We start from the raw sequence: 25,117 nt of genomic DNA, 5'->3' as shown, positions 1-25,117 counted from the left end.
CCCCACCCTATGGGGATCCGGGGCACCGCATGCCCCCTACGACATCCGCGCCAGGTAGAGGCCGATGACCGCGGCCACGCAGGCGACGACCAGCCAGGAGCGCAGGCTCGTGTGCCCGGAGCGGCGGGTGCGGACCCGCCGCGTGGCGGCGGGTCGGGGACCAGGGCCGGGGCCGGGGGCCGTTTCGGCCAGCAGGCGGCGGCAGACCGCGGCGAGCTCGGTCCTGCCGGCGGACAGGGTGGCGACCGCCTCCGAACGGGCCGGCGCGGTCGTCCCGCCGTCGAGTATCCGGCCGGCGCGCAGCAGGACCTCGTCCCGGCCCGCGCCGGTGGACAGGCTGATCCACCGCTGGACGTGCTCGCCCCGGATCACGACGCCTCCCGACCGGTCCCGGTAGACGGTGTGCTCTTTCCACAGCAAATCGGCCAACTCGTCCGCCGCCTCGCGCAGTTCCGCGCTCATCAGTCCCCCTGCCCAAACGGTTGTTCGCAACGGCAGGGAACCTTATCCACCAGCTGAAGGCGGGCCGCGGGCGGGGTCGGAGCGACGTGGCACATCCACCCGGGAATCGCCAACTGGACGGAATGAAAGGGGAGTTGTCTTTCGACAGATCCAGAGATCCTCCACCACTGCTCCATACATGTGGAGATACCGTGCGTGCGTAAGTCCTTAACAACGGCAATATGCCGCACGCTTTCCCACAACCCAGGGAGATGACATGGCATTTACGGACATCGGCCTCGGCTTCGACATCCAGGACCTGGATCTCGGAGACCTCACCGTCACCGCGATGCGCGACACCGCCGGACTCGGCGGCACCGAGTCCCACTACCCGACGTCCTCCTCCTGCAACGCCTGTAGCGGTTGCAGCGTGATCCCGCAGCACCTGCCGCAGGCGGTCTGACGCCGGATTGCTCGATCCGCTCCGGCGCGTGCACATCAGGCGCGCCGGAGCGGCACCCCCTTTTCCCCCACCGGCCCGGCCCAGTTCGACGGGATCGCTGTGACCTCGTACCTCCACGCCGTGCGAACGGCCCCCTACGCACTCGTGCGCTCGACCCTGCTGACCCTGCCCGCCGAGACCGCACCCGCCGCCGCCTTCCGCAGGGGACTGGACCGGATCACGGAGCTGGAAGCCGCTCTGGCGGCCCTGCTGCCGGCCCTCGGCGACGCCCTGTACGAGAGCGCGTCCGGCCATACCCCGGCCTTCCACCGCGAGGTGGTGCTGCCGCTGCGCCGCGCCCTGCACAACGGGCGCGCACCACGTCCCGCTCTCCTCGCCCGGATCGGCGACCTTCCACACCGCGTACCGGCGCTCGACTCCTGGCTGGACCTGCGGGAGCGCAGGTCGGCGGCGCTCGCCGAGCTCGCCGCGGGCACGGCCGGCGCCCTGGCGGCCGAGCGCACGGCCCTGTCGGCGCTGTGCCGCGAGCCCGTCTTCGCGCTGGCGGCCTCCTACACCAGCCCCGATCTGCTGCGCGCGGTCGAGCGGGCCGGGACCGGGGCCGCCGACCGCAAGGCGCGCAAGGAGGAGCCCGGAGTCCTGCGCCAGGCACTGCGGGCCAGTACGCGCACGAGCCCGCTGTCCTGGTTCACCGGCGTCGGGTGGGGAGCCCTGACACCGCCCGCCGCGCACGCGCCGACGGCGGACAGGACCTGGGGCGAGGACGCGGGCGATACCGCCGCGGCCTTCACCGGCGTGACCGTGAAGACCAACCGGACCCTGGTGGACGGGCTCTGCGCGGCCCTGCTGGCCGACCCGCGCCGCCGCTCCCGGCTGCCCCACCGGATGACGAGCACCGCGCGGCTCGCCGACGGCCGGGCCACCTTCGTGCGGTCGCGCACCGCCTTCGCCGGCGGGCGGTTCCTGCTCGCGGACGAGGACGAGGTGACCGTGGCCGCCACCGCCCCGTTGCTGCGGGTCGCCGAGCTCTGCGCGACCCCCACCCCGCTCGACGAACTGGCCGCCGCGCTCGCTCCCCCGCAGGGCCGCTCCCCCGCCCTGGCCTATCTGGCACAGCTCGCCGACGCGGGACTGCTCGTACCCGTCCCGCCCATCGGCCCGCAGGACCCCGACCCGGAAGCCGGCCTGGTCCGGTGGCTGCGCGGATCCGGCGCCCTGCCCGAGGACGCCGCGCTCGCCGACCGGGTCGAGGAGATCGCCGAACTCACCGGAAAGTTCGGCGCCTCGGACCCCCGCGAGCGGGTCGCACTGGCGGCCGTACTGCGTACGCGCTGGCAGGACCTGCTGGCCGCGGCGGGCGCGCCCGCCGTGCAGGACACGGCCGCGCTCACCGTCCTGGCCGAGGACGTGGTGGCCCGCCGGCCGCTTCCGCTGGACGGCCACCTCGACGCGGCCGACCAGGAGGCGCTGCGCGAACTGTCCGCCGTGGCCGAGGTGTTCGACCTCGGCCACGCGGTCCGCCGGATCGTCCGCGACCGCTTCGTGGCACGCTACGGCCCCGGCGGTACGTGCCACCGCGTCTGGGAGTTCGGCACGGAGGCCTCGCGGGCCTGGCAGGAGGCGATCACCTGGTCGGGCGAGGAACTGGCCGGCCTGTGCGCCGAGTTGGTGACACCGGGAGACGGGCCCGACGCCGATGTCCTCCTCCGTCCGGAGGCGGTCCGGGAGCTCGGCGAACGACTGCCTGCGTGGGCGACCGAACGCCCGCTGTCGTACGCGTACTTCCTCCAGCGCGACGCCCGTGACGGGCTGCTCTGCCTCAACCATGTGTACGGCGGCTGGGGCCGGTTCCTCAGCCGGTTCCTCGCCTCCCTCGACCCGGAGGCGGCGCGGGCGGTCACACGGGAGATCCGCCGGGCGGGGGGCGCGGGCGCCCGGCCCGTGCAGATCCGTCCGGTCGGCGGGTTCAACGCCAATCTGCATCCGCTGCTGGTTCCGGACGAGTTCGGCGCGGACGGCGACGGCGCCTCGATCGCGGAGTCCGCCGTGGAGCTCGTGCACGACGAGGAGACCGACCAGATCCGGGTCCGGCTCGCGGCCACCGGCGAGCTGCTGGACGTGTTCTACCCCGGGCTGCTGGCGCCGCACATGCTCGCACCACGCATCGCCCCGCTCCTGGCCGACCAGCCGCACGGCGTCGCGGATTTCACCGCCCTGGTCCCCCGGTACGTCACCGAGGTCCCCGGCGGCGCCCTGGTCCGCACCCCCCGGCTCCGCCACCGTCATGTCGTCCTGCGGCGCCGTCGCTGGCAGCTGGCCGCGGGCACGGTCGAGGCGCTGCGCGCCGAACTGGCCGCCGACGCCGAGGTGCCGGTGGCGACGACGGCACGCTGGCGCGCCCTGCTCGGCGTCCCCGATGGGCTCTTCCTGCACCCGGTGGGCGTCGCGGGAGGGAAGAGCCCGGGCGAGGAGTTCATGCGCCGACTGGCCCTGTCCAAACCGCAGTTCGTGGATCTCGGCAACGCCCTGCACCTGCGCTGCCTGCACAAGTGGCTGGACCGCCATCCGGACGGGCTGGTGCTGGAGGAGGCGCTGCCCGCGCCGGGCGGTCTTCCGGGGCGGCCCGGGCGGGCGGTGGAGCTCGTCGTGGAGACCTACCGCGGCCGCGTGGGAGGCACGTCATGACGGCCTCGGCTCCCGACGCCCTGGACGCGCTGCGGCATTGGCGGCTGCGGCCGGACGTCGCGGCCACCCCGCTCACGGCGGGCGTGCACCTGCGGGGCTGGAACGCCAGCGTCAGCCTGGAGGGAAGTCCGGCGCTGCCGAAGCTGTGGCGGATGGTGGAGGAGGCCCTGCTGACGGACGGCGCCGACGCCCTGGCAGGTCTCGCGCCGGCCGGATCGCCGCTGCGGGCCGCGCTGTGCACGCTGATCGGCCAACTCCACGCGCACGACCTGCTCGTGGAGCACGCCGCGCTCCCGGACGAGGGGGCCGCCCGCTGGCTGCGCACGATCGCGGCCCGGCCCGCCGAGGTCTCCCGCGCGCTGTGGTCCGTACGGGTGGAGGTGTCGGCGGCGGAGCCCGGCGGAGCCCTGGCACGGGCGGCCGTACGGGCCCTGGAGCACGCCGGGGTGACGGCCTCCCCGGGCGCGGACGGCGGGCCCGCCGAAGGGGTCCTCCTGAGCGGTACCGACCCGTCGGGGCGCGTACGGGCGGTCGCGGCCGTGCTGCACGACGACGTCGGCGGCTTCGTCAGCCCGGTCGGAACCCCCGAACAGGCCCGCGCGGACGCGGCGGCGCTCGGAGACCGAATCCGACCGCTGGTCCCACCGGCCGCGGGAGGCCCCACCGTGGGCGCAGCGGCAACGGGCGGACCGGCGCCGGGCGGACCTGCCGTGGACGGTCCTGCCGTACACGCAGTGGCAACGGGCCGACCCGCCATGGACGGACGAGCGACGCGCGGGCCCGCCGTGGGCGGATCCGCGGTGGGCGCCTCGGGTACCGGGCCGGGGGCGCTGGGGTCTCTGCTGGCCGGGGCCGCCGTGCACAGGCTGCTGTGTGCGCTCGGTGGGCTGCCCGACCCGGCCGCCGAGGGCGAGGGCGGTCGGCCCGCGGTGTTGGTGGCCGACGCGCGGCCGCTGCGGGCCGGCTACCACACCTGGCTCGGCCCCGGCCTTCCCGCGGCCCCCGCGCCGCCGGCCACCCTGGCCGAGGCGCTGGCCGGGGTCGCGGACCTCGGCGACGAGCGGACCGGCGTACTGGACGCCCCGGATCCCGGATCCCTGCCCCAGCTCCCGGTGGCGCTGGTCCGCTGCACAGTGCCGGGCGGCACCCTGCTGGCCGGCGCCGCCCGGGCCGACCTGGCCCGCCTGGAGGCGCTCTGCCGGGCGGCGGAGCTGCGGCTCGCGCCGGACGGGGCCGCGATCGTGGTGGGTGCCGACCCCGGGCACGCGCTCGGGCGCGCCCTGCGCCGCGCCGCGGCGCACACCGCGGGCCGTACCGCCGTCGGCGCGGCGGCGGACACCGGCTGGGCGGAGCACCCCCAGGCCCGCCACTGGTGGTCCGTACTGACCCGGCGGCTCGGCATCCGGGCCGGGCTGGCGGTGGCCCCGATCGCCCCGGGCGCCCCCGCGTTCCACGCCCTGGTGCAGGGAAGTCCCGCACCAGGGGCCCCTGTTCGGGAGCTCGGCCGTGCGGTGGAGGCGACCGCGGCGGACGCGGCGGCCTTCGCCGCGATGGCCGCGGTGGTCCGCGTACAGGCCGAGGCACAGCCGGCCGGGAAGGAGCCGGGCCGACGGCAACTCCTCCTGCCCGACGGGGCGGTGGCCCCGCTGGCCACCGCCGGAAGGGTACGGGCGGCCTGGGAGGACGAGGGGTGGACGGCCGGGTGGCTCGCCGCGGTCGCCGCACGTGAGCCGGCCCTCCAGTCCGCACTCGGGACGACCTGCGGGCTGCACGCCCGGCCCTGGGAACCGGGCCCGGCCGCGGCAGACGCGGACCGGGAGTTATGGGCCGCCCTGCGGGCATGCGGGTTCGTCGTCCTGCGGACGGGACCCGGACACGATGGAGGTACGCGATGAACCCCCTGGCACGGGCCCTGGCCGAACACGGTCTTCCCGTACGGGACGGCGCCACCGGGCCGGACGGCTCCGAACGCCCGACCGGAGCCGCCACCACCGGACCGGACCACGCCGGACACCCCACCGGAGCCGCCGCCACCGGGCCCGCCCACGCCGGACGTCCGGCCGGGGCCGCCGTCGGGCCGGACCACGCCGAGAGCACCGCCGGCGCCGCTGCCGTCGTCGTCCTCGACGACTGGAGCCTCGACCTCGCCGCCGCCTGGTCCCGGCACGCGCTGGGCCGCCCCGGCGTGCTCGTACCGGTCCGCTCGGACGGCGCGCTGACCGTCGTCGGCCCCGTACTGCGGCCCGGCGCGATCGGCTGCCTGTCCTGTACGGAGTACCGCCGGCTGGCCGCGATCGGCGGCCGGGTCCCGATGGACAGCCCCGGGCTCCGGCTCGCGGGGCGGCCCTCCCCCGCCCTGGTGGACGCGGTGGCCGCGCTGGCCGCCGGCCTGCTCGCCGAACCCGCCCCGGCCGCCGGCGCCGCGGCGACCGTGCACCTCGTGCACAGCGGCCGCGCCACCTGGTCCACGCACGCCTTCCGCCCCGTCGGCGGCTGCCCGGTGTGCCTGCCGCTGCCCCCGGGCAGCGCGGAGGCGGCCCGGCCGCCGAAGAGCGCCGCGCAGCCGGTCGAGGACCCCGCCGTCCTGCGCGCGCCCAACCCCCGGACGGACACGGCCGGATTGCGGGCGGAGCTGTACGACGACCGCTTCGGCCCCGTCCACCGGCTGGTCCGCACCGAGGACTCGGTGTTCAGTCTGACGAGCGCGTACGTGTCCTACGGACGGGCGCTGCGCGACGGGGGCTACGGCCGGGCCGCCGACTACGACGGCAGCCAGCGCGTTGCCCTCTTCGAGGGGCTGGAGCGCCTCGCCGGGATGAGTCCGACCGGCCGGCGGACCGTACTGCGGGCCCCGTACGCCGAGTTGGGGCCCGAGCGGGCCGTGGACCCGGTCCGCCTGGGCCTGCCCGACCCGGCCCACCACGGCCACCCGGCCTCCTCGACCGTGCCGTACACCCCGCAGCTCGAACTCGACTGGGTGCACGGCTGGTCGCTCACCCACGACCGCCCGGCCGCCGTCCCCGAGCACGTCGCCTACTGGGATCCGAGCCCGGGGCGCCCGCGCGTGGTCTATGAGTGTTCGAGCGGCTGCGGGCTGGGCAACAGCGCCGAAGAGGCCGCGCTCTACGGGCTGTTCGAGATCGCCGAGAGGGACGCCTTCCTGATGGCCTGGTACGCGGCCACTCCCCTGCGCCGCGTCGCACTGCCCGCCGACGACGCACAGGTGACGCACCTCGCCGACCGGACCGCCCTGGCCGGCTACCGGCTCACCCTGCTGGACGCCACCAACGATCTCGGCGTCCCCGCCGTCATCGCCGTCGCCCGCCACCGGGACGAACGCTCCGGCGCACCCCAGGTGTTCGTGGCCGCGGGTGCGCACCACGATCCGCGCGTCGCCGTCCGCTCCGCCGTCGTGGAGGTGGTGACCAATGTGTTCAACGCCCCGCAGCGGGTCCTGGCCGAGCCGGAGCAGTACGATCCGCGGCGCCTGCGGCCCATGCTGGACGATCCCGAACTGGTCACGAGCCTGGACGACCACACCTCCCTGTACAGCCTCCCGGAGGCCCGCCCTCGGCTGGACTTCCTGTGCGCCGACGAGCACGGGGCGCGGGCCGGGACCGACTGGCGGGAGCTGTGGCCGGGCGCGCCCGCGCCGGTGGAGGACATCGGCGCGCTGCTCGAGCGGACGGTGCGCCGGCTCGCGGGCATCGGCCTGGAGGTGGTCGTCGTCGGCCAGGACGAGGCCGGGGTGCGCGACCGGCTCGGACTGCACTGCGTGAAGGCCGTGGTCCCCGGCTCGCTTCCCATGACCTTCGGGCACGTCAACCGCCGGACCAGGGGGCTGGCCCGCCTGCTGGAGGTACCGCACCGGCTGGGGCGGGTCGCCGCCCCGCTGCGCCACGAGGACCTCACACTCCACCCGCACCCCTTCCCGTAACGGAGGAATCGTTTTGTCCGGAGGACCTGCCGCCGCCGCGCCCGGGTGGCTCGGCCTGCACTGCTTCCTGTCCACCAGCCCCGAGGACACCGACGCCTTCCTCGTCGAGGAGGTGGCACCCCTGCTGGACGGGCTCGTGGCCGGACGGCCGGGCGCCGCCTGGTTCTTCATTCGCTACAGCGAGGGCGGCCCCCACCTGCGGATACGGGTGCGGGGCCTCGACGAGGGGTCCGCGCTCGAACTGCGCGCGGAGCTGGGCGTCCTGGTGAAGAAGCGGGACGGCCGGGTCGAGGAGGTGGAGTACGTCCCCGAGACCGAGCGGTACGGCGGGCCCACCGCGCTGCCCCTCGCGGAGGAGGTCTTCGTACGCTCGACCCGGGTGGCCGTGGAGGCGGTGGCGCGGACCCGGCGCGGGAGCGAGCGGCTGGCCCTGGGCGTGGACCTGGCGCACGCCACGGCCTTCGCCCTCGGGCTGGACCGGCACGCCGCCGCGCAGTGGCTGCGTGCGCAGGCGGCGGGCTGGCGGTGGGCCACGGACGTTCCGCTGCTGCCCACGCGGTTCCTGCACGCCCACGTGAACGTCGTGTACACGGCCCAGCGCGAGGCCCTGCTGCGGCGGGCGGACGCACTGCGCCAAGAGCTCGCGGAGGGCGCCGCGGACGCCGGCGGCCCGGCCGCGCAGTGGTCCCGCGAGGTGGCCGCCGCCGACGGAGAGCCGGGCGCGGTGGACGGGGCCGCGGGCCGGCTGCGGGTGTGGGGGTCGCAGCTCCACATGCTGTTCAACCGGATCGGCATCGTCCCCGACGAGGAGCGGGCCGTGTGCCGGCTCGCCGCTCGGGCCCTGATGGACGCGGGCGAGCCCGCCTCGTACTTCCCCACCGGGCATCTGGCGTCCGACCGGCAGTACCTGGAGAGCAGCAGGTTCCGGATCGGGCGGGACAACGACTCGCTGCCCCAGCCGCTCGCCCCCGCCGCGGACCCCGGCCCGGCGGCGCTGCGGGCGGAGCTGGTCCTGCCCGCCGAGCCGCTGCCCGACGTATCGCTGCGTACGGCGATCGCCGGGCGGGTCTCGGTGCGCGGACCGCTCGGGGGCCCGCTGACCGCGACCGGGCTCGGCACGCTGCTGTGGGGGGCGCACGCCTTCTCGCACACCTCCGAAGTGCCGCTCGCGGACGGCACGGTGGGGACCTTCAGGCACCGGCCGCATCCCAGCGCGGGCGCCCTGTTCACGGCCGGGCTGCGGCTGTTCGCGCTCGACGTGGAGGGCCTGGCCCCGGGGACCTACCAGTGCGTGCCCGAGCGCCGGTCCCTGCGGTTCGTGGGCCCGGTGCCCGACCTCGACGAGATCAAGAGCATGTGCTCCTACCTGGACCGCCCGGACGACGACCCCCAGGGGATCTCCGTGGACGCCGCCCCGGCGGTCCTGGGCCTGTACGTGGACCTCGGCCGTCTCAGGGCGCGCTACGGGCTGCGCGCGCTGCGGCTCGGACTGCTGGAGGCGGGGCACCTGGCCCAGTCTCTGCTGCTGGCCGCCTCCGCGCTGGGCCTGTCCACCACCCCGCTCGGCGGCTTCCGGGACGAGCCGGCCCAGGAGCTGTTCGGCCTGGACGAGCAGGACGAGCCGCTGCAGTACCTGCTGCCGCTGGGCCGCCGGGTGCGGGGTGCCGGACGGTAGCGCGGAGGGTCAGCCCTTGTCTCCCTTCTTGTCTCCCTTGTCTCCCTTGTCTCCCTTGTCTCCCTTGATCAGCCTGGCGAGCAGCAGGTTGGGGTCCTTGACGGTGGTGTTGAAGGACGCGCTGGGCACGTACACCGTGCGGTGGCGCACGGCCACGGAAGTGGGGTTGGACAGTCCGTCCTCGGGGTTCAGCAGGATGGTGTGGGTGCCGTCGGGGCGTACGAGGGCGACCTGGCTGGTCGCGTTGAGGGCGGCGAGGACGGACTCGCCCGGGCCGAAGAAGGCGAAGTCGTCGATGCGGGTCAGGCCGGTGGCGCGGGTCTCGATCGCCCCGGCCGATCCGTCCTCTTCAACGGGGATGCGCAGGAGGGTGCCGCGGTCGGCGTTGGAGACCCAGACGGCGTCGTGGCGGACCTTGATGCCGTTGGCGCCGATGAAGCCGTCGGGTGTCAGGGCGGTGCCGGTGGCCCAAGTGGTGACCGAGCCGTCGTCGAGGGAGATGCGCCAGACCTTGCCGAGGACGGAGTCGGCGGCGTAGAGGAGGCCGTGCTCCTCGTCGAGCGCGAGGCCGTTGGCGAAGCTGGTGCCCGGCAGGGCGGCGAAGCGTTCCAGCGAGCCGTCCGGGGCGATGCGCCAGACGCCCGTCTGGTCGTCGCGGCCGGTGAGGTAGGTGACGTAGATCGACCCGTCGTGGGTCCGGACGAGTCCGGTCGTGACCGCGACGCCGATGAGGGGCGTGGCCGGGTCCGCGGCGGGCGGCAGGGTGGCGAGGGGCTCGGTCTCCCCGTGCTTCGAGACGCGGACGACCTGCCGGGCGAAGGCGAAGGAGAGGTCGGCGGAGCCGTCGGGCTCCAGGGCGATGTTCTCGGGGGTCTCGCCCTTCGCGTAGTCGAAGTGCGCGATGATCCGCGGGTCCGACAGTGTGATCGACGCGGGCGGCTCCACGCTCGTACGGCTGGTGGCGGAGGCGGTCGGCGCGGTGGACGCGAGCACGGTGAGGGCGACGGCCGCCACGCCGGTACCGGCGAAGCGCGGGAAGCGGGCCAGACGGGACACGGGATTCTCCTTCTCGACCGGGCAGGGGGTGCCGGCGCGACGAAGGACCAGCAGAACATGACGGGGCGTCACTTCCGGGGTTCCCTGTCGGGACGGCGCGGAGACCGCCCGCCTGGCCGAAGGCGCACCCAACCACGCTCACCGACCTACACGCCCCCCATCTACTACCTGGGGAGTACGCGGCAATCGCTACGCCGGGGTGACGCGGGTGACGGCGGGTCCGCATTAGCGTGGCGGGTATGGATGAGCAGCGCGAACGCCCGGGTCCTCCGTGGCGGCGATGGGCGGAGCGGACCGGGCGGGGCCCGGGGTGGCGCTCGGCTCTGCTCGTCGCGGTCTTCGCGCAGGTCGGCTCCGGGTGGGCCGCGCAGCAGCAGACCGGGCGGGTGGCACTGGACGCCTTCGCCCGGATCCTGCTGCTGCTGGGGCCCACGCTGCTCCTGCTGCGGCACCGGTATCCGGTGGCCGTGGCGTACGGGGTCAGCGCGGTCACCCTGGTGTACGTCGGGGCCGGGTTCCCGTACGGCCCGGTGTTCATCAGCCTGGCCCTGGCCTGTTTCGCCGCCGTCGTCGCCGGTCACCGCAGGGCCGCCTGGGGCGCCGTCGGACTGCTCTGGGCCGGGCACCTGCTGATCGGGCACTGGCTGTACCGGTGGCTGCCGCCCGCGGGGGACGGCCCTGCGCCCTGGGGGCAGGAGCTGGGCATCACCGCGTGGGTGCTCGCGATGCTCGCCGTCTCGGAGCTGGTCCGCGTACGCCGCGAGCAGTGGGCCCGGGAGCGGGTCGAGCGGGCGGCCGCCGAGCGGCGCAGGGTGGACGAGGAGCGGCTGCGCATAGCCCGTGAGCTGCACGACGTCCTCGCGCACAGCATCTCGGTGATCAACGTCCAGGCGGGGGTCGGGCTGGCCCTGCTCGACACCGACCCCGACCAGGCGCGGACGGCGCTGACCACCATCAAGGCCGCCAGCAAGGAGGCCTTGGGCGAGGTCCGGCAGGTCCTCGACACCCTGCGCACCCCCGGCGACGCGCCGCGCGCGCCCGCCCCCGGACTCGACCGGCTCCCCGAGCTCGTCGAGCAGGCCGCTGCGGCCGGGCTGACCGTGGACGTCGTCGCCGAGGGGAACTCCCGGGTGCTGCCGCCCGGGGCGGACCTCGCCGCCTTCCGGATCCTTCAGGAGGCACTGACCAATGTGGTGCGGCACTCCGGTTCGCGTACCGCCCGAATCGGCCTGGTCTGGCGGCCGGGCGCCCTGGAGCTGCGCGTGGACGACGAGGGACCGGCCACCGGGGGCGCCGTCGGCGGCAGTGGCAACGGTCTCGTGGGAATGCGCGAGCGGGCCGCGGCCCTGGGTGGCACCATCGAGGCCGGCCCGCGGCCGGACGGGGGCTTCCGGGTGGTCTCGAGGCTCCCGCTGAAGGACGTCACCGCCGAGGAGGATCCGTGATCCGCGTACTGCTCGCCGACGACCAGCTGCTCGTCCGCGCGGGCTTCCGGGCACTGCTCGACGCCCAGCCCGACATCGAGGTCGCGGGCGAGGCCTCCGACGGCGAGGAGGCCGTGCGGCTGGTGCGCGAGCTGCGCCCCGACGTGGTGCTGATGGACATCCGGATGCCGGCGCTGGACGGGCTCGCCGCCACCCGGCGGATCACCGAGGAAGAGTCATCGGCCGGCGTCCGGGTGGTCATGCTCACCACCTTCGAGCTCGACGAGTACGTCTTCGAGGCGATCCGCTCCGGCGCGTCGGGGTTCCTCGTCAAGGACACCGAGCCGGAGGAACTGCTGCGCGCAGTCCGGGCGGTGGTGGAGGGAGACGCCCTGCTCTCCCCCGGGGTGACCCGTCGGCTGATCGCGGAGTTCGCGGCGCGTTCGAAGCAGCCCGCCGCCGCGGCCGGTCTTGGCCGGCTCACGGACCGCGAGCGGGAGGTGATGGCGCTGGTGGGCATGGGCCTGTCCAATGAGGAGATCGCCCGCCGCCTGGTCGTCAGCCCGCTCACGGCGAAAACGCACGTCAGCCGGACGATGGTCAAGCTGGGCGCCCGCGACCGGGCCCAACTCGTCGTCCTCGCCTACGAGTCCGGACTGGTCCGCCCCGGTTGGCTGGGCTGACCCGCACAGCGCCCGCGCACCCCTCGGGGGGTGCGCGGGCAGGACACCGCAGTCCGGCCGGAGTACTGGACGAGTGGATCCGAAGTCGGGGATGATCAGTGACATGCGGACGGTTCTGCGCGGAGCCCTGGTGACGCTTCGCCCCTCGACGGTGGGTGATATCCCGGCGCTGGCCGCGATCCGAACCACGCCTGAGGTGTACGCGCGCTGGCGGGGCGGCGACGACCTGACGGCCGCCGTGGCCGAGGACCTCGAAGATCCCGGGGCCCGGACCTTCGCGGTCGAGCACGGCGGCCGGGTGGTCGGCGCTATCCAGTGGGGCGCCGAGGACGAGCCGGACTACCGGCATGCCAACATCGACATCTATCTCGACCCGGCGGTGCACGGGCGCGGCCTTGGCACAGACGCCGTCCGCGTCCTGGCACGCCATCTGATCGATGATCACGGATACCGCCGACTGGTGATCGACCCGGCCGCCGACAATGCCGCCGCCATCCGGTGCTACCGCAAGGTCGGCTTCCGCCCGGTGGGCATCATGCGGCAGTACGAGCGCGGCCCGGACGGCAGCTGGCACGACGGACTGCTGATGGACCTGTTGGCGGAGGAACTGGAGTAAGTCTCACGTTCGGCTCCACCAAGGCGGCGAGGGCCTCAATGATCCGTGTGTGACGACAGACCTTGAGACCCTCTTGACCGCACCATTCCGAGGCGCGATGGCTGCGCTACGCGCGCGAGCACCTGCTCGGCATGTTTCCGTACCTGCCGCAGCGTGCGGGCTACAACAAACGGCTTCGCTCGGCGCTTCCGCTGGTCAAGTGCGTGATCCGAAAGTTGGCGATGGACAGCGACTTCTGGTTCGACAACCACTGGATCACCGACTCGACCCCGGTGCCGTGCGGGATGTCTCGTCCGACCGTGCAGCGTTCCAACCTGGCGGGCTGGGCCGGGTACGGCTACTGCGCCTCCCACTCGCGCTTCTTCTGGGGCCTGCGCCTGTATCTGGTGTGCACCCCGACCGGCATGCCGATCATGTGGGCTCTGGCCAACCCGAAGATCGGCGAACGTGAGGTGCTCGCCGCGATGCTGGAGGTTGATGCCCGCCTGATCGCCAACCGCGAGAGCATCCTGCCCATCTCAGACATGGGCTTCGCGTCCAAGCCGTTCGAGAAGGCCCTCGCCGAGCAGGGCATCGAGCTGCTGCGACCCTCGCGCAAGCGGGAGAAGCAGCGGTACTGCGAGCCGATGCTCAAGAAGGTCCGCCAGCTCATCGAGTCCGTCAACGACACCCTCAAAGGCCAGCTCGGCCTGGAACAACACGGCGGACGGACGTTCGAGGGCGTCGGGGACTCATGGGACATGGCCCGGCACCCGGCTCAGGTTCCGGGGAGGATACGGCGCGTTTCGTAGGCCCACATCGCGATCTCGACCCGGTTGCGGGCGCCGAGTTTGGCCATCAGGCTGGCCAGATGCGTCTTCACCGTGCTGAGGCTGATGTGCAGTGCGTCGGCGATCTCGGTGTTGGTCAGCCCGCGAGCGACGGCGAGGAGCACCTGCTCCTCGCGGGCGGTGACGGGGGAGACCGGCTGGGCCACGGGCCGGCCGGCGGGCAGGTCCGCGAATGCCTGGAGCAGACGGACGGTGACGCTGGGGGCAATGAGCGCCTCACCGTCGGACGCCGACCGTACGGCCTGGGCCAGAAGGTCTGGTCCCGTGTCCTTGAGGAGGAATCCGCGGGCGCCTGCACGCAGCGCGCCGTAGACGTACTCGTCGAGGTCGAACGTGGTGATGACGACCACGGCCAGCGGGTCGGCGACGCCCGGGCCGGCGACCAGCCGGGTGGCCTCGAGCCCGTCGAGTACGGGCATGCGGATGTCGAACAGGCAGACGTCGGGGCGCAGTTCGCGGGCCAGACGTACCGATTCCCGCCCGTCGGCGGCCTCGCCGATCACCTCGATGCCGGGCTGGGCGTTCAGTATGATCCGCAACCCGGTGCGGATGATCGTCTGGTCGTCAGCGACGAGGACGCGAATGGACACCGCTCTCGCTCCTCGCTCTCGGCAGTTCGGCGTCGACATGCCAGCCCCGGTCGGTACCCGGGCCGGCTCGTAGTGTGCCGCCGAGCAGCGTCGCGCGCTCGCGCAATCCGGTAAGTCCGTATCCGGCACGGCCTCGGCCGGTGCGCCGGCCGTTGTCGCGCACGCTCACCCGCACCATGTGCCGTTCCGCGGCGACCCGGACGACGACCTCGGTCGCGTCGACCGCATGGCGCATCGCGTTGGTCACCGACTCCTGCACGATCCGGTAGACGGCCGCGTCCACGGCCGGGGGCAGCGCGTCCAGCTCGCCGTCGAGTCCCAGGTCGACCCTGAGGCGACCACCCGGGGTGCGTACCAGGCGCTCCAGATCGGCGACACCGGCAGGCGGCGCCAGCTCGGCGCCGACCCCGCGGTCGCGCAGCGCGGCGACCATGGCGCGCATTTCCTCCAGCGTGCGCGCCCCTTCCTCCTCGACCCCCTCCAGCGCCTCGACGGCGGCGGACGGGTCGGTGCCCGCGAGCACCCGGCCCGCCTGGGCGATGATCACCATGGCCGACACGTGGTGGGCCACCGTGTCGTGCAGTTCCCGGGCGAGCTGCTCGCGCTCGCGGGAGCGCACCTGCTCCAACTGCCGCTCGCGAGCCGTCACCCGGAACCGCACGGCAGCCCCGACCACGCCGGGCAGCAGCAGGAAGACGTAGCCCACGACCTTTTCGACGACCGGGGTCTCGTCCGTGACGACACACAGCGCGCCGACCGCGAGGATCACCGCGCCGCCGAGCACGATCTCCCGCCCCGATCCCCACCGGGGCAACGCGTACACCAGCACGAGCACGACCGCGCCGGTGTACAGGCCGACGGGCTCGCGCGGTGCGGCGACGAGCGAGGCCACCGGAAGCAGGATCACCGAGCCGAACGCCAGAGTCACCATCGCCAGCGGGCGGGTCCGGCGCCACAGGGGCAGCAGGCACAGCCATACGGTGAACACCACCGCCACCGGCCGCCACACGACGTTCTCGCGCAGGGTGGCCTCCAGCGCCACACCGGCAAGGCCCGCGGCGAGCAGAGCCCAGTCCCGCCGCACCCGGGCGGGCGCATCGGGCGGCCGGGGTTCGGTCCACAGGGTTCGCAGGTCGTCTCGGAGCACGGTTCTCAGCCTAGGGACCGCGGCGTGCCGCGCATCGGCCGAAAGGACGGGTCGTCACTCCGCCCCGGGGCCGACGGATCCGCGGCCCGCGGGCCGATGCCGCGGAGCGCCGTGGCGACGAGCCTCGGCATCGGCGGCCGTACAAGGACGGCCGAGAAGGTGGTTGGAGGACCCGATGCTCTCGAAAGCCCTGTTGCGCCTGGGCGGGGGCGCCGCCCGCCATCCCTGGCGGGTGATCGCGGCATGGCTGATCGCCGCCACGCTTGCCGTCCTCGCCGCGATCGCCTTCGGCGCGCGGACCGCGGACTCGATGACCGCTCCGGGGCTGGACTCCCAGCGGGCCGCGGAACTGATCGAGCGGGCCGGCACCGGCCAGGAGGGGATGACCGCCCAAGTGGTCGTCACCCCCGTCGACGACGGTGCGACGTTCTTCGACGACGACGGCGCGCGCACCGCTCTCACGGGGCTGCAGACCGAGGTGAAGCGGCTGCCGCACGTGCTCGGCACGAGCGACCCGGCGGGGGCACTCGACGCCGGCGGGGACACCGCCGTGCGTGGCGGCCTCGTCTCGGCCGACGGGCGGATCGCGGTCGTCCGGGTGCAGTATCCCGACCAGAGCCGGCTGTCGGCCGAAGACCTCGACGCCCTCGTCGATCTCGGCGACCGGCTGCGCGCCGAGCTGCCCCTGCGCGTCGAGATGGGCGGGAACCTCTTCTACGCCTTCTCCGACCCCAACGGCGGCGCGAGCGAGCTGATCGGCCTCCTCGCCGCGGCCGCGATCCTGTTCCTGGCGTTCGGTTCGCTCGTCGCCGCCGCGCTGCCGATCGGCATGGCGGTCTTCGGACTGACCGTCGGGGTCGCCACGATGACGGTACTGGCGGGGGTGACGGACGTCCCCACCTTCGCACCGGTCCTGGGCAGCATGGTCGGGCTCGGAGTGGGCATCGACTACGCGCTGTTCGTGCTCGCCAGGCACCGGGAGTACCTCGCGCGCGGGCTCGATCCGCACGAGGCGGCCGGACGAGCGGTGGCCACGGCGGGGCGGCCCGTGGTCTTCGCCGGCGGCACCGTCGTCGTGTCGATCCTCGGCATGGCGGTCGCGAACGTGCCGTTCATGACGGTGGGCGGGCTTGCCGTCTCGATCGTCGTCCTGACCATGGTGCTCGCGTCGGTGACGCTGCTGCCGGCCTTCCTCGGCGCGGCCGGCCCGCGGCTGGGCCGGGCCGGCCGGATCGGCCGGGCTCTGCAGACCGGGAGGCTGGGCCGACTCGTACGGCGGCGGGACCCGGCGGCAGGCGCCGCCCACGCCGCCGGGTGGCGTCGCTGGATCGGGCACGTCAGCCGGCACCCGGTGCCGTACGCGGTCGGCGTGGCGGGGCTGCTGCTGACCGCGACGCTGCCCGTGCTCGGCCTGCGCGTCGGCCTGCCCGACGACGGCTCACTGCCCCACAGCCGTACCGAGCGCCGGGCCTACGACCTCGTCGCCGAGGGGTTCGGCCCGGGCACCAACGGTCCCCTCGTCATCGCCGCGGACCCCGCCGGTGATCCGGGAGTGCTGGACCGACTCGTCGGGGCGGTCGCGGCGGATCCGGGCATCGCATCCGTCGCGCCGACGCACATCGATCGGGCCACCGGCATCGCGACCCTCGTGGTGTTCCCGACCACCAGCCCTCAGGACAAGGCCACGGCCGACACCATCGCACGGCTGCGCACCGGCGTGCTGCCCACGGCGATCGGGCACGGCCCGGCCAGGGCCCACGTCGGCGGCGCCACCGCGAGCCTGTCCGATGTGGGCCAACGCACCAGCCAACGCCTGCCGGTGTTCGTCGCCGCCGTGCTGGCGATGTCGTTCCTGCTGCTGATGCTGGTCTTCCGCTCGATACTCGTACCGCTCAAGGCGGTACTGCTGAACCTGCTGAGCATCGGCGCGGCCTACGGCATCATGGTCGCGGTCTTCCAGTGGGGCTGGGGAGGCGCACTCATCGGGCTGGAAGCGACGGTTCCGATCGTGTCGTTCATCCCGATGTTCCTCTTCGCCATCCTGTTCGGCCTGTCGATGGACTACGAGGTGTTCCTCCTCTCCCGCGTACGCGAGGAGTACCTGCGCACCGGCGACAACGGCACGGCGATCGTCGAGGGCGTCTCGCGCACCGCCCGGATCATCACTTCGGCCGCCCTCATCATGGTGGCGGTCTTCCTGTCCTTCGCCGTCGCCGATGACCCCTCCACCAAGATGTTCGGGCTCGGCCTGGCCACCGCGATCTTCATCGACGCCACGGTCGTACGCATGGTGCTGGTACCGGCGACCATGACACTCCTCGGCCGGACCAACTGGTGGCTGCCGAAGTGGCTGGACCGGATGCTTCCCCGCGGCCCGGCCGGCACCGACGACACCGACGCGGAACCCACGGGTGAGGCCCCGCGTCCACGGCTGGTTGACCGTTGACTCAACTCCTGCCCGCCCTTGGCATCCGGATCGGTCAGTTGCACTCGCGTCACGTAAGACCGTCCATCGGACCGGACCGTGCCACGAAGGCACGTCCCGCAAATTGATCACGACTCGATACGCGCCCTAGGCGCGCTCCTCGACGACCCGTTCGGCGATCTGCAGGGCGTTGAGCGCGGCACCGATGCGCAGGTTGTCGGCGACGAGCCAGAACAGGGCGCGGGTCGGCCGCTCGGGGTCCACCCGGATCCGGCCGACGTGCACGTGGTCGGGGCGTTCCGTCACCGTCCGCGGCGTCGGTACCCGGTCCGTCCAGACCTCGACCTCGGGCTGGGCGGCGAACAGCTTGGTCAACCCGTCGACGTCCACCGGGCGTTCGCAGTCGACGACCACGGCCTCGCTGTGCCCGTTCTCGACCGGCACACGGACGCAGGTCGCGACCAGGTCGAGGTCGGGCAGGCCGAGGATGCGCCGCGACTCCTGGCGCATCTTCTGCTCCTCGAGGGTGAAGCCGTCCTCCTGGAACTTGTCGATGGCCGGGACCACGTTGAAGGCAAGCGGCTCGGGGAACCGCTCGGCGGCCGCGGGCCGACCCGCGAGCACGTCGCGCGTTCCGTCGCGCAGCTCCTCGATGCCGCTCTGACCGCCGCCGGAAGCCGCCTGGTAGGTCGCGACGGTGACCCGCCGCAGCCCGTACTCCTCGTGCATCGGCCGCAGCAGGCGAACCAGCGGGATGGTGGAGCAGTTGGGGTTGGCGACGATGCCCGAGACCGGCCGGTCGGCCAGCAGGCCACCGTTGACCTGCGGCACCACCAGCGGGGAATCCTCGTCCATCCGGAAGGCGTTGGTGTTGTCGATGACCAGGGCGCCGGACGCGGCGGCCTTGGCCGCCCACCGGGCGCTCACCGAGGTCCCGGCCGAGAAGAAGGCGATGTCGGTGCCGGCGAAGTCGGCCGTGGCGAGGTCCTCGACGACCGTGGTGCGGCCCAGCGCCGTGACGGTCGTGCCGGCGGAGCGCTCGGAAGCCATCAGCCGCAGCCCCGAGATCGGAAAGGCCCGCTCCTCGAGGAGGTTGAGCAGCGTACGGCCCACGGCACCGGTGCCGCCGGCGATCGCTATACGAGGGGCGTTCACGTAAGGGTCCTTTCCATCATGCGACAAAATCGGCGTACTGCGGCTGCCACACGCTGTAGCGGCCCTTGCGGTAGAGAAGTGGTTCGCGCGGGAAGACGGCGGTGCCCTCCACCCGGGCGATGAACAGCCAGTGGTCGCTCACCTGGAGCGCGTCCTCGACCCTGCATTCCGCATAGCCGAGGGCCACGCCGGTGAGCAGGGGTGCGCCGTTCGCGAGGGCCGAGGGCTCCCATTCCACGTCCGCGAACTTGTCCGCGGCCTTGCTCGCGAACAACCGCGAGGTGCTCTCGCCCGCCGCGGAGAGGAAGTTGACCGCGAAGGCCTGCGACGACACGATCGCCGGCAGGGTCCGGGACTCCTTGCCCACGGAGATGAGGAGCGTCGGCGTGGCCGCCGACACCGCGCAGACCGAGTTGCTGGTGAACCCCAGCGGCTCGCCGTCCGCGCCCATGGCCGTCACGATCGCGATCGGCGTCGGGAACGAGCCGAAGAGCTCGCTGAAGCGCTCAGAAGCCACTGTCATGGTGTTCCTCCCCCGGAGCGGCTCATGGTTCGCCGCTCGGCTGGCCCGTTGTCGTAACGGTCAGCGACGTGATTGAGCATTCTGTACAGTTCACCGGAGCTCAGGGGCGCCACCTCTTCCTGCCTGGTCCGGCCGGAGAAGGGGAGGTTCCCCGTGCTCCCCCACACGAGGGCCCCCCGCTCGTCGAGCGTGCAGGTCGCCTCGCCCCGGTTGTCGCGGTGCAGGCAGAAGGGAATGTCGAGGATTCCCCGCTCGAAGGCCTGCACCAGTGCCTTCCCGACATCGGGATCGAGGTCGAGGACGGCATCGACGATGCGGCGCGCCTCCTCCAGGACCTCGGCGAAGTACGCGTCCTCCAGTGCCGGGTCGGCGTCCGTGGAGCCGGGCGGGGTGGCGGCGGTCAGCCTGAGCGCCCTCACGTTCTCCGCGACGCTCGGTATCTGCCACGCCTCGGAGACCGTCTTCACGATGATGCGTTCGCAGCCCGTGTCCCGGGCCAGCCGCGCGCTGTCGCCGATCAGGTCGATCGCGCCGGCCGGGGTCCGGGGGAAGAGGCCCATGTAGGTGTAGAGCACCACGTGCCAGGTGGCGTCCCCCAGGTACAGCCGGGCCAGTTCCCGCAGGGCGCGGAGCGCTCCGCGGTCCTGGGCGCCGTGCGTTCCCTGCGCGTAGCTGAGCGACATGTGCCGCACTCCGTGCTGCAGGAAGAACCGGCCCTCGAGGACGGTCATCGCCACGAGCAGGGACGGCGGGCACAGCTGCCCCATCAGGCAACCGCCGAAGCTCTCGATGTGGCCGCGCTCGGTCTCGTTCGCCAGGAAGCGGCACCCTTCGGCCCAGGCCTCCACCGCCCGGGTGAGCGGGAGCCTGCTGTAGGGCAGGCAGTAGGAGACGGGGCCGCCCTCGGTGGTGTCCAGTCCCGCGCGCACCAGGCTCTCGATGACCTTCTGCGGGAGCGCCGTACCGTGTCGGACCTGGATCGGGAACGACGGCCCGTACAGGCCGTCCAGCATCTCGCGGGTCCGCTCGGGCGGGTGCGTGACGATGGGGAACCCGTTGAGCTCCTCGCCCGCCATGAGGCGTTCGAGGGGGCTGACGTGGTCGCCTACGCGGGTGTAGCTGTCGACGGTGATGGTGCCGACGACCGGGAGGCCGAGAGCGGCCACCTTCCGGAGGCCGGCCCGCATCGTGTCGACCGTCCCGAAGCCCATGCGCGGCTGCACCAAGAGGTCTCCCCGGCCGCGCGCCTCGGCGACGAGCCGGTCCAAGTAACCGGACACGTCAACGCCCCGAGCCGATGTCCAGGGTGTGCGCGGGGCCGTCCCACGGCGCGACCACGGGGGCGTCGGCCCGCCACTCGGAGAATCCGAAGCGGACACCGAAGTTCAGCAGCTCGCGGAAGCGTTCGACGGCGTCCTCCTCGACGAAGACGTCGGTGAACCCGTGCGCCAGCAGGTCGCGGCGGACACGGTCGTTGTCCGAGGCGGCCGTGGTGAGCTTGCCGCCGACGACGCACGGCACGTCGAGGCCCGCGAGGTGGATCTGCGTCAGCAGCTCGCGCGCCCCGTAGTAGCCGTGCCCGTTGACGCTGGACACCACGAGGAGATCGGGCTGGTACGCGGCGAGTTTCCGCACGACGAGCTCCGCCGGGGTGCAGTTGCCCAGGTTGTGGACCACCGCTCCGTGCTCTTCGAGGAGCTTCTCCAGGTAGATGAGATTCCAGAAGTGCGAATCCGATTCGACCGTCGTCAGGAGGCACCGGAAACTGCCCTCCATCATTCCACCCCCACCGGAGACTTCTCGGGCGCCGGGATCGCGCGGCCGAAGGCGCGGATCGTCAGCGGCAGCATGACCGCACCGAAGATGCTGAGCGCTATCGCCAGTACGGCGACCAGCCGCTGCGGTCCCCAGCTGGATCCGACGCCGGCCACGAGGAGGCCGCCGATGGGCAGGGACAGCAGGTTGAGGAGGTAGAAGGGCCCCATCACCTTGCCCAGGTGCTCCTCCGGTATGACCTTGATGCGCTGGGTGCGGTTGAAGATGTTGAAGTAGGTCACGCCGACCATCGCGGCCACGAACGCCGGCCCGTACAGCAGGATCGAGGTGGCGAAGCCCAGCACGGCCAGGCTCAGGCAGACGAGGGCGAGACCGAAGACCCCCAGCACCCGCACGTCGAAGTGCTTCAGCAGGAAGGGGACCACCAGGAGGTTGACCGCGCCCAGGACGCCGACGCCGATGTTGAGCAGGGCGTACGCGGACTCCGGCGCGTGGAACACGCCCGTGATGAGTGCCGCGTTGGCGCTGAGTACGGTGGCGAAGACGAGGTTGATCGAGAAGTTGAGGACGGCCAGCAGCACGAGCGGCCGGTTGCCCACCAGCAGGGACCAGCCCAGCCGCAGCTCGGCGATGTTCTCCCGCGCGCTGCGGCCACCGGTCGACCGCACTCCGCGGGGCAGCGGCAGCCAGCAGACGGCGGCGCCCAGGAACGCCGCGGCCGCGCAGACCAGGAGCCAGAACTTGCCGATGAAGGCAACGCCCAGCAGTGCGAGGGCGGGGCCGACGGCCATCGCCGACACCTCCATGCTCTGGACCAGGCCCTGGGTCTTCGCCAGCTCGGTGCCCTTGGCCAGCTGGGGCACCACCTTCTCGATGGACATCCGTACCGGAGCCATCAGGAGGGATAGCAGGCCCCCGGAGACCATGAGGATCGGGGTCAGCAGGGACGGGACCGTCAGGCAGCCGATGACGGCGCCGACGAGGACGAGGGCCCGGCCCGCGGAGACCAGGGAGAACAGCCGCGCGCCGCCGTCCCGGTCGGCGAGGAGCCCCGCGAACGGATAGGCCAGCAGGGCCGGGAGCCACTCGATGGCGTAGGCGAATCCGAGCGCGGAGACCTTCTCGGTGTCCTCGAAGATGATGAGCGGCACCGCGAACAGCACGATCTGCTCCGCGACGATGCCGAGCAGGACACCGCAGCCGAAGAGGTTGCGCTGCAGCCGTCGTCGTGTGGTCATCGTGTCGTGTGCTTCCTTTTCGTCCGCGGTGTGCTCCGCGGCGTGCGGCGCCGTCATTCGAGCACCGGCGCGGTCTCGATGCGGAAGCCGGAGATGATCGTGCGGATGTCCTGCTCCACGGCCGCCTCGTCGCCGACCAGGATGTAGCGCCCGCTGTGCACCGCGTCGTAACTGCCGCCCGGGTCCATGACCTCCCCGGCGTCCGGCACCAGTTCGCGCCAGACGGTCGTGACGGCCTCGCGCGGGGACGTCACCGAGACCACCCGCGCCGGCAGCTGCCGGGGCTTCGGGATGATCAGCCAGCCGCCCGACGGGTCCCCCGCCCGCGGCGGGAGGGTCACCGTCCCCTCGCAGAGGGCGTTCAGCCAGACCTCGCAGAGGTTGATGCCGAAGAGTCGGTGGGTGAGGTACGGGACTTCCGCTCCGCCGATGCGGCCGGCGATCTCCAGGAAGACCAGCTCTCCGCTCTCCGTGACGAAGACCTCGAGGTGGAAGGGGACCGACTTCATGCCCAGAGCCGCCACGCATGTGCGGGCGAACTCCTCGATACGGGTGCGCAGTTCGGAGGACTGCAGCACGACCGAGCCGAGCGGCTCATTGCCCGCTTCGAACGCCAGGCAGTCGTTGATGTAGCGGGACACGAACTGGAACGGGATCCTCGATTCGTCGTCGGCGAATCCGTCCACGTGGTGGATGGTCCCCTCGATGAACTCCTCGAGTTCGTAGTCGGCCGTGTCGACCGTCTCCAGCAGCGACAGGAGCGCGGCCTCGTCGTCCACGCGGTGCACGCCGATGCTGGCGGCCCCGGCGACCGGCTTGAGGATCAGCGGGTACCCGACCGACCGCGCGAACGCGACGTCGGTTTCCGTGTCGCCGCACGGCGCGAAGCGGGGCACGCGCACCCCCGCCTTCGCGACGACCTCCTTCATCGTCAGCTTGTTCCGGTAGACCGCCACGTCCTCGGGGCGCGGGCCGTCGATGCCCAGCGCCTCGCGGACCTCCGCCGCGATCCCGAGGGTGAACTCGGAGAGCGCGACGAGCCGGTCGACCGGCCCCACCCGGTCCTCGGCCTCGCGCACCGCCCCGCAGAGCGCCTCAAAATCGTTGACATCCTCGATTTCGACGAGACAGGCGATCTGCGCGGGGTCCGCGAGCACGCCGGTCCGGCCGACCGCGTCGACGACGTAGCTGACACGGTGCCGGTCGTGGTCGATGAACTCGTCGAAGCGGCTGAGCTCGTGATCCCAGCGCCGCCCGTCGGAGAACCTCGGCCAGCGGTTGATGACAACAATGTGCATGAGCTGCTCCTCAGCCTTCCCTGCGGGGGTTCACGGCGTTCACGACGCGGACGTCGCGGACTCCGCGCGCTCCAGGTCGCGGATCAGGGGCATGACGTTGGTGAAGAAGTTCCGCATCTCGTCCCGCGTGGGCCAGCCGGAGAAGATGAACTCGCTGACGCCCGCGGCCTTGTACGAGTGGATGTACCGCGCCACCTCTTCGTAGCTGCCGACGACGCAGAGCGCGGAACCGCCGCGGTAGGAGACGGCGCCGGTCCAGATGAAGGGCGACAGCCATTCGCCGTCCACCTGCTCGGCCAGACGGTAGGAGGACTTCACCGCCTCGGAGTCCACCGTCGCCACGAAGTCGCGGATGTACGCCTCGTGCGCCAGGTCGGGGTTGCGCATCAGGTGGGCGAGCTCCGCGACCGCCTCCTCGCGCGTGGGGCGGGCCAGCACGTGCATCCGGGTGCCGACGCGCGTGCCGCCCTCGATGAGCGGCCGGCCCGCCTCGGCGAGTGCCTCGGGGGTGTCCCCGTACCGCAGCCAGCAGTCGCCGAGGGCGAGCGCCGTCTCCTGGGCCACCGCGGAGGCGCCGCTGATGTAGATCTCGGGCCTGCCTCCGTGCTTGTAGCCGAGGCCCAGCTCCGCGTCCTTGATGGTGTAGTGCTCGCCGTCGTAGCTGAGGGGCGACTCGCCTCCCCAGAACCCGCGGATGATCTCCAGGAACTCCCGGGTCCGCGCGTAGCGCTGGTCGTGGCTGAGGAAGTCGCCGTAGCCCGCCTGCTCGGCCGGCGAGATCCCCGCGACGATGTTGAGTGCGATGCGGTCGTCGGACATCCACGACAGCGTGTTCACGACCTGCGTGAAGAGGGTCGGCGACAGCAGGCCCGGACGGTAGGCGAGCATGAACTTGACCCGGTCCGTCACCTGCGTGAGGGCGCCCACCACCGGCAGCGGATCGGGCAGGTAGTGGCCGATCCCGAGCAGCAGGCTGTCGACGCCGAGCTCCTCGGCCTCCTGGACGAAGTCGACGACCTCGCCCATGTCGAGCGTGCCGATCTTGTACTTGTCGGTGGGCGTCGCCTGACCGGTGTCCGGCGGCGAGCACCAGTGAATGCGCAGGGGATCCATGTTTCCTGTCCTCGATGTGTGGGTGGGGATGCTTGGTCGCGC

20 protein-coding genes and 1 pseudogene are annotated in these 25,117 nt (G+C 72.9%); 10 read left to right on the top strand and 11 right to left on the bottom strand.

What is annotated here, in order from left to right:
* Positions 1-36: 36 nt before the first annotated feature.
* Positions 37-462 carry a hypothetical protein gene (locus ACGFYU_RS00390; RefSeq protein ID WP_393824988.1) on the bottom strand — a complete coding sequence of 142 codons (426 nt, stop codon included), beginning with the start codon at positions 460-462 and terminating at the stop codon, positions 37-39.
* A gap of 256 nt (positions 463-718) precedes the next feature.
* On the opposite strand from ACGFYU_RS00390, the gene ACGFYU_RS00385 reads away from it, so the two are divergent.
* The 5 genes from ACGFYU_RS00385 to ACGFYU_RS00365 all read left to right on the top strand — a co-directional run bounded on the left by ACGFYU_RS00385 (position 719) and on the right by ACGFYU_RS00365 (position 9,201).
* Positions 719-904, top strand: coding sequence for a thiazolylpeptide-type bacteriocin (locus ACGFYU_RS00385; protein ID WP_393824987.1), 186 nt, complete (start codon positions 719-721; stop codon positions 902-904).
* A gap of 120 nt (positions 905-1,024) precedes the next feature.
* Positions 1,025-3,589 carry a lantibiotic dehydratase gene (locus ACGFYU_RS00380; RefSeq protein ID WP_393824986.1) on the top strand — a complete coding sequence of 855 codons (2,565 nt, stop codon included), beginning with the start codon at positions 1,025-1,027 and terminating at the stop codon, positions 3,587-3,589.
* On the top strand, positions 3,586-5,484 hold the full coding sequence (locus tag ACGFYU_RS00375) for a hypothetical protein (protein ID WP_393824985.1): 1,899 nt from the start codon (positions 3,586-3,588) through the stop codon (positions 5,482-5,484). Before ACGFYU_RS00380 ends, ACGFYU_RS00375 begins: the two co-directional genes overlap by 4 nt.
* Entirely contained in the window at positions 5,481-7,526 is a 2,046-nt protein-coding gene (locus ACGFYU_RS00370; protein WP_393824984.1) for a TOMM precursor leader peptide-binding protein, read from the top strand. Before ACGFYU_RS00375 ends, ACGFYU_RS00370 begins: the two co-directional genes overlap by 4 nt.
* Positions 7,527-7,539: 13 nt before the next feature.
* The gene (locus ACGFYU_RS00365; protein ID WP_393824983.1) at positions 7,540-9,201 is read left to right on the top strand and encodes a thiopeptide-type bacteriocin biosynthesis protein; all 1,662 of its coding nucleotides are present in this window, start codon (positions 7,540-7,542) and stop codon (positions 9,199-9,201) included.
* Positions 9,202-9,210: 9 nt separating this feature from the next.
* On the opposite strand, the gene ACGFYU_RS00360 is transcribed toward ACGFYU_RS00365, so the two are convergent.
* On the bottom strand, positions 9,211-10,257 hold the full coding sequence (locus tag ACGFYU_RS00360; protein ID WP_393824982.1) for an SMP-30/gluconolactonase/LRE family protein: 1,047 nt from the start codon (positions 10,255-10,257) through the stop codon (positions 9,211-9,213).
* A 239-nt stretch (positions 10,258-10,496) separates the two neighbouring features.
* Here ACGFYU_RS00360 and ACGFYU_RS00355 point away from each other — a divergent pair, with 239 nt between their 5' ends.
* From ACGFYU_RS00355 to ACGFYU_RS00340, 4 genes and pseudogenes are all read left to right on the top strand, one after another.
* A complete protein-coding gene (locus ACGFYU_RS00355; RefSeq protein ID WP_393824981.1) occupies positions 10,497-11,702 on the top strand; it encodes a sensor histidine kinase in 1,206 nt (401 codons plus the stop codon).
* Complete coding sequence (locus ACGFYU_RS00350; protein ID WP_393824980.1) at positions 11,699-12,364, top strand: response regulator; 666 nt, start codon at positions 11,699-11,701, stop codon at positions 12,362-12,364. Before ACGFYU_RS00355 ends, ACGFYU_RS00350 begins: the two co-directional genes overlap by 4 nt.
* Before the next feature lie 103 nt (positions 12,365-12,467).
* Positions 12,468-12,980 (top strand): GNAT family N-acetyltransferase, encoded by a 513-nt coding sequence (locus ACGFYU_RS00345; protein WP_393824979.1) that lies wholly within the window; start codon positions 12,468-12,470, stop codon positions 12,978-12,980.
* Between the two features lie 86 nt (positions 12,981-13,066).
* Positions 13,067-13,705 (top strand): annotated as a pseudogene (locus ACGFYU_RS00340) (IS982 family transposase); the annotation flags it as partial.
* A 32-nt stretch (positions 13,706-13,737) separates the two neighbouring features.
* On the opposite strand, the gene ACGFYU_RS00335 reads toward ACGFYU_RS00340, so the two are convergent.
* Together ACGFYU_RS00335 and ACGFYU_RS00330 are read right to left on the bottom strand one after the other, a co-directional pair.
* Positions 13,738-14,400: a response regulator gene (locus ACGFYU_RS00335; RefSeq protein ID WP_393824978.1), complete on the bottom strand. Its 663-nt coding sequence runs from the start codon at positions 14,398-14,400 to the stop codon at positions 13,738-13,740.
* Positions 14,375-15,547 carry a sensor histidine kinase gene (locus ACGFYU_RS00330; RefSeq protein ID WP_393824977.1) on the bottom strand — a complete coding sequence of 391 codons (1,173 nt, stop codon included), beginning with the start codon at positions 15,545-15,547 and terminating at the stop codon, positions 14,375-14,377. The genes ACGFYU_RS00335 and ACGFYU_RS00330 overlap by 26 nt, the downstream gene beginning before the upstream one ends.
* A 175-nt stretch (positions 15,548-15,722) precedes the next feature.
* Between ACGFYU_RS00330 and ACGFYU_RS00325 the strand changes: the two genes are divergently transcribed.
* A complete protein-coding gene (locus ACGFYU_RS00325; RefSeq protein ID WP_393824976.1) occupies positions 15,723-17,993 on the top strand; it encodes an MMPL family transporter in 2,271 nt (756 codons plus the stop codon).
* Between the two features lie 126 nt (positions 17,994-18,119).
* Here the strand turns inward: ACGFYU_RS00325 and ACGFYU_RS00320 are convergent, their stop codons facing one another.
* Genes ACGFYU_RS00320 through ACGFYU_RS00290 form a run of 7 tightly spaced genes read right to left on the bottom strand, consistent with a single transcriptional unit; the run spans position 18,120 to position 25,075 of the window.
* Positions 18,120-19,127, bottom strand: a complete 1,008-nt coding sequence (locus ACGFYU_RS00320) for an aspartate-semialdehyde dehydrogenase (RefSeq protein WP_393824975.1) — start codon at positions 19,125-19,127, stop codon at positions 18,120-18,122.
* Between the two features lie 16 nt (positions 19,128-19,143).
* Positions 19,144-19,650 (bottom strand): flavin reductase family protein, encoded by a 507-nt coding sequence (locus tag ACGFYU_RS00315; protein ID WP_393824974.1) that lies wholly within the window; start codon positions 19,648-19,650, stop codon positions 19,144-19,146.
* Complete coding sequence (locus tag ACGFYU_RS00310) at positions 19,647-20,930, bottom strand: methylaspartate mutase (RefSeq protein WP_393824973.1); 1,284 nt, start codon at positions 20,928-20,930, stop codon at positions 19,647-19,649. The genes ACGFYU_RS00315 and ACGFYU_RS00310 overlap by 4 nt, the downstream gene beginning before the upstream one ends.
* A 1-nt stretch (position 20,931) precedes the next feature.
* Complete coding sequence (locus ACGFYU_RS00305; RefSeq protein WP_393824972.1) at positions 20,932-21,429, bottom strand: cobalamin B12-binding domain-containing protein; 498 nt, start codon at positions 21,427-21,429, stop codon at positions 20,932-20,934.
* Positions 21,426-22,664 carry an MFS transporter gene (locus tag ACGFYU_RS00300; RefSeq protein ID WP_393824971.1) on the bottom strand — a complete coding sequence of 413 codons (1,239 nt, stop codon included), beginning with the start codon at positions 22,662-22,664 and terminating at the stop codon, positions 21,426-21,428. The genes ACGFYU_RS00305 and ACGFYU_RS00300 overlap by 4 nt, the downstream gene beginning before the upstream one ends.
* Positions 22,665-22,717: 53 nt before the next feature.
* Entirely contained in the window at positions 22,718-23,962 is a 1,245-nt protein-coding gene (locus tag ACGFYU_RS00295; RefSeq protein ID WP_393824970.1) for an acetyl-CoA carboxylase biotin carboxylase subunit family protein, read from the bottom strand.
* A 39-nt stretch (positions 23,963-24,001) separates the two neighbouring features.
* Positions 24,002-25,075, bottom strand: a complete 1,074-nt coding sequence (locus tag ACGFYU_RS00290; RefSeq protein WP_393824969.1) for an LLM class flavin-dependent oxidoreductase — start codon at positions 25,073-25,075, stop codon at positions 24,002-24,004.
* Between the last annotated feature and the right edge of the window lie 42 nt (positions 25,076-25,117).

Origin of the sequence: Streptomyces sp. NPDC048337, assembly GCF_043201175.1 — a bacterium.
Taxonomy (GTDB): Bacteria; Actinomycetota; Actinomycetes; order Streptomycetales; family Streptomycetaceae; genus Streptomyces.
This window is presented reverse-complemented; position numbering and strand designations above follow the sequence as displayed.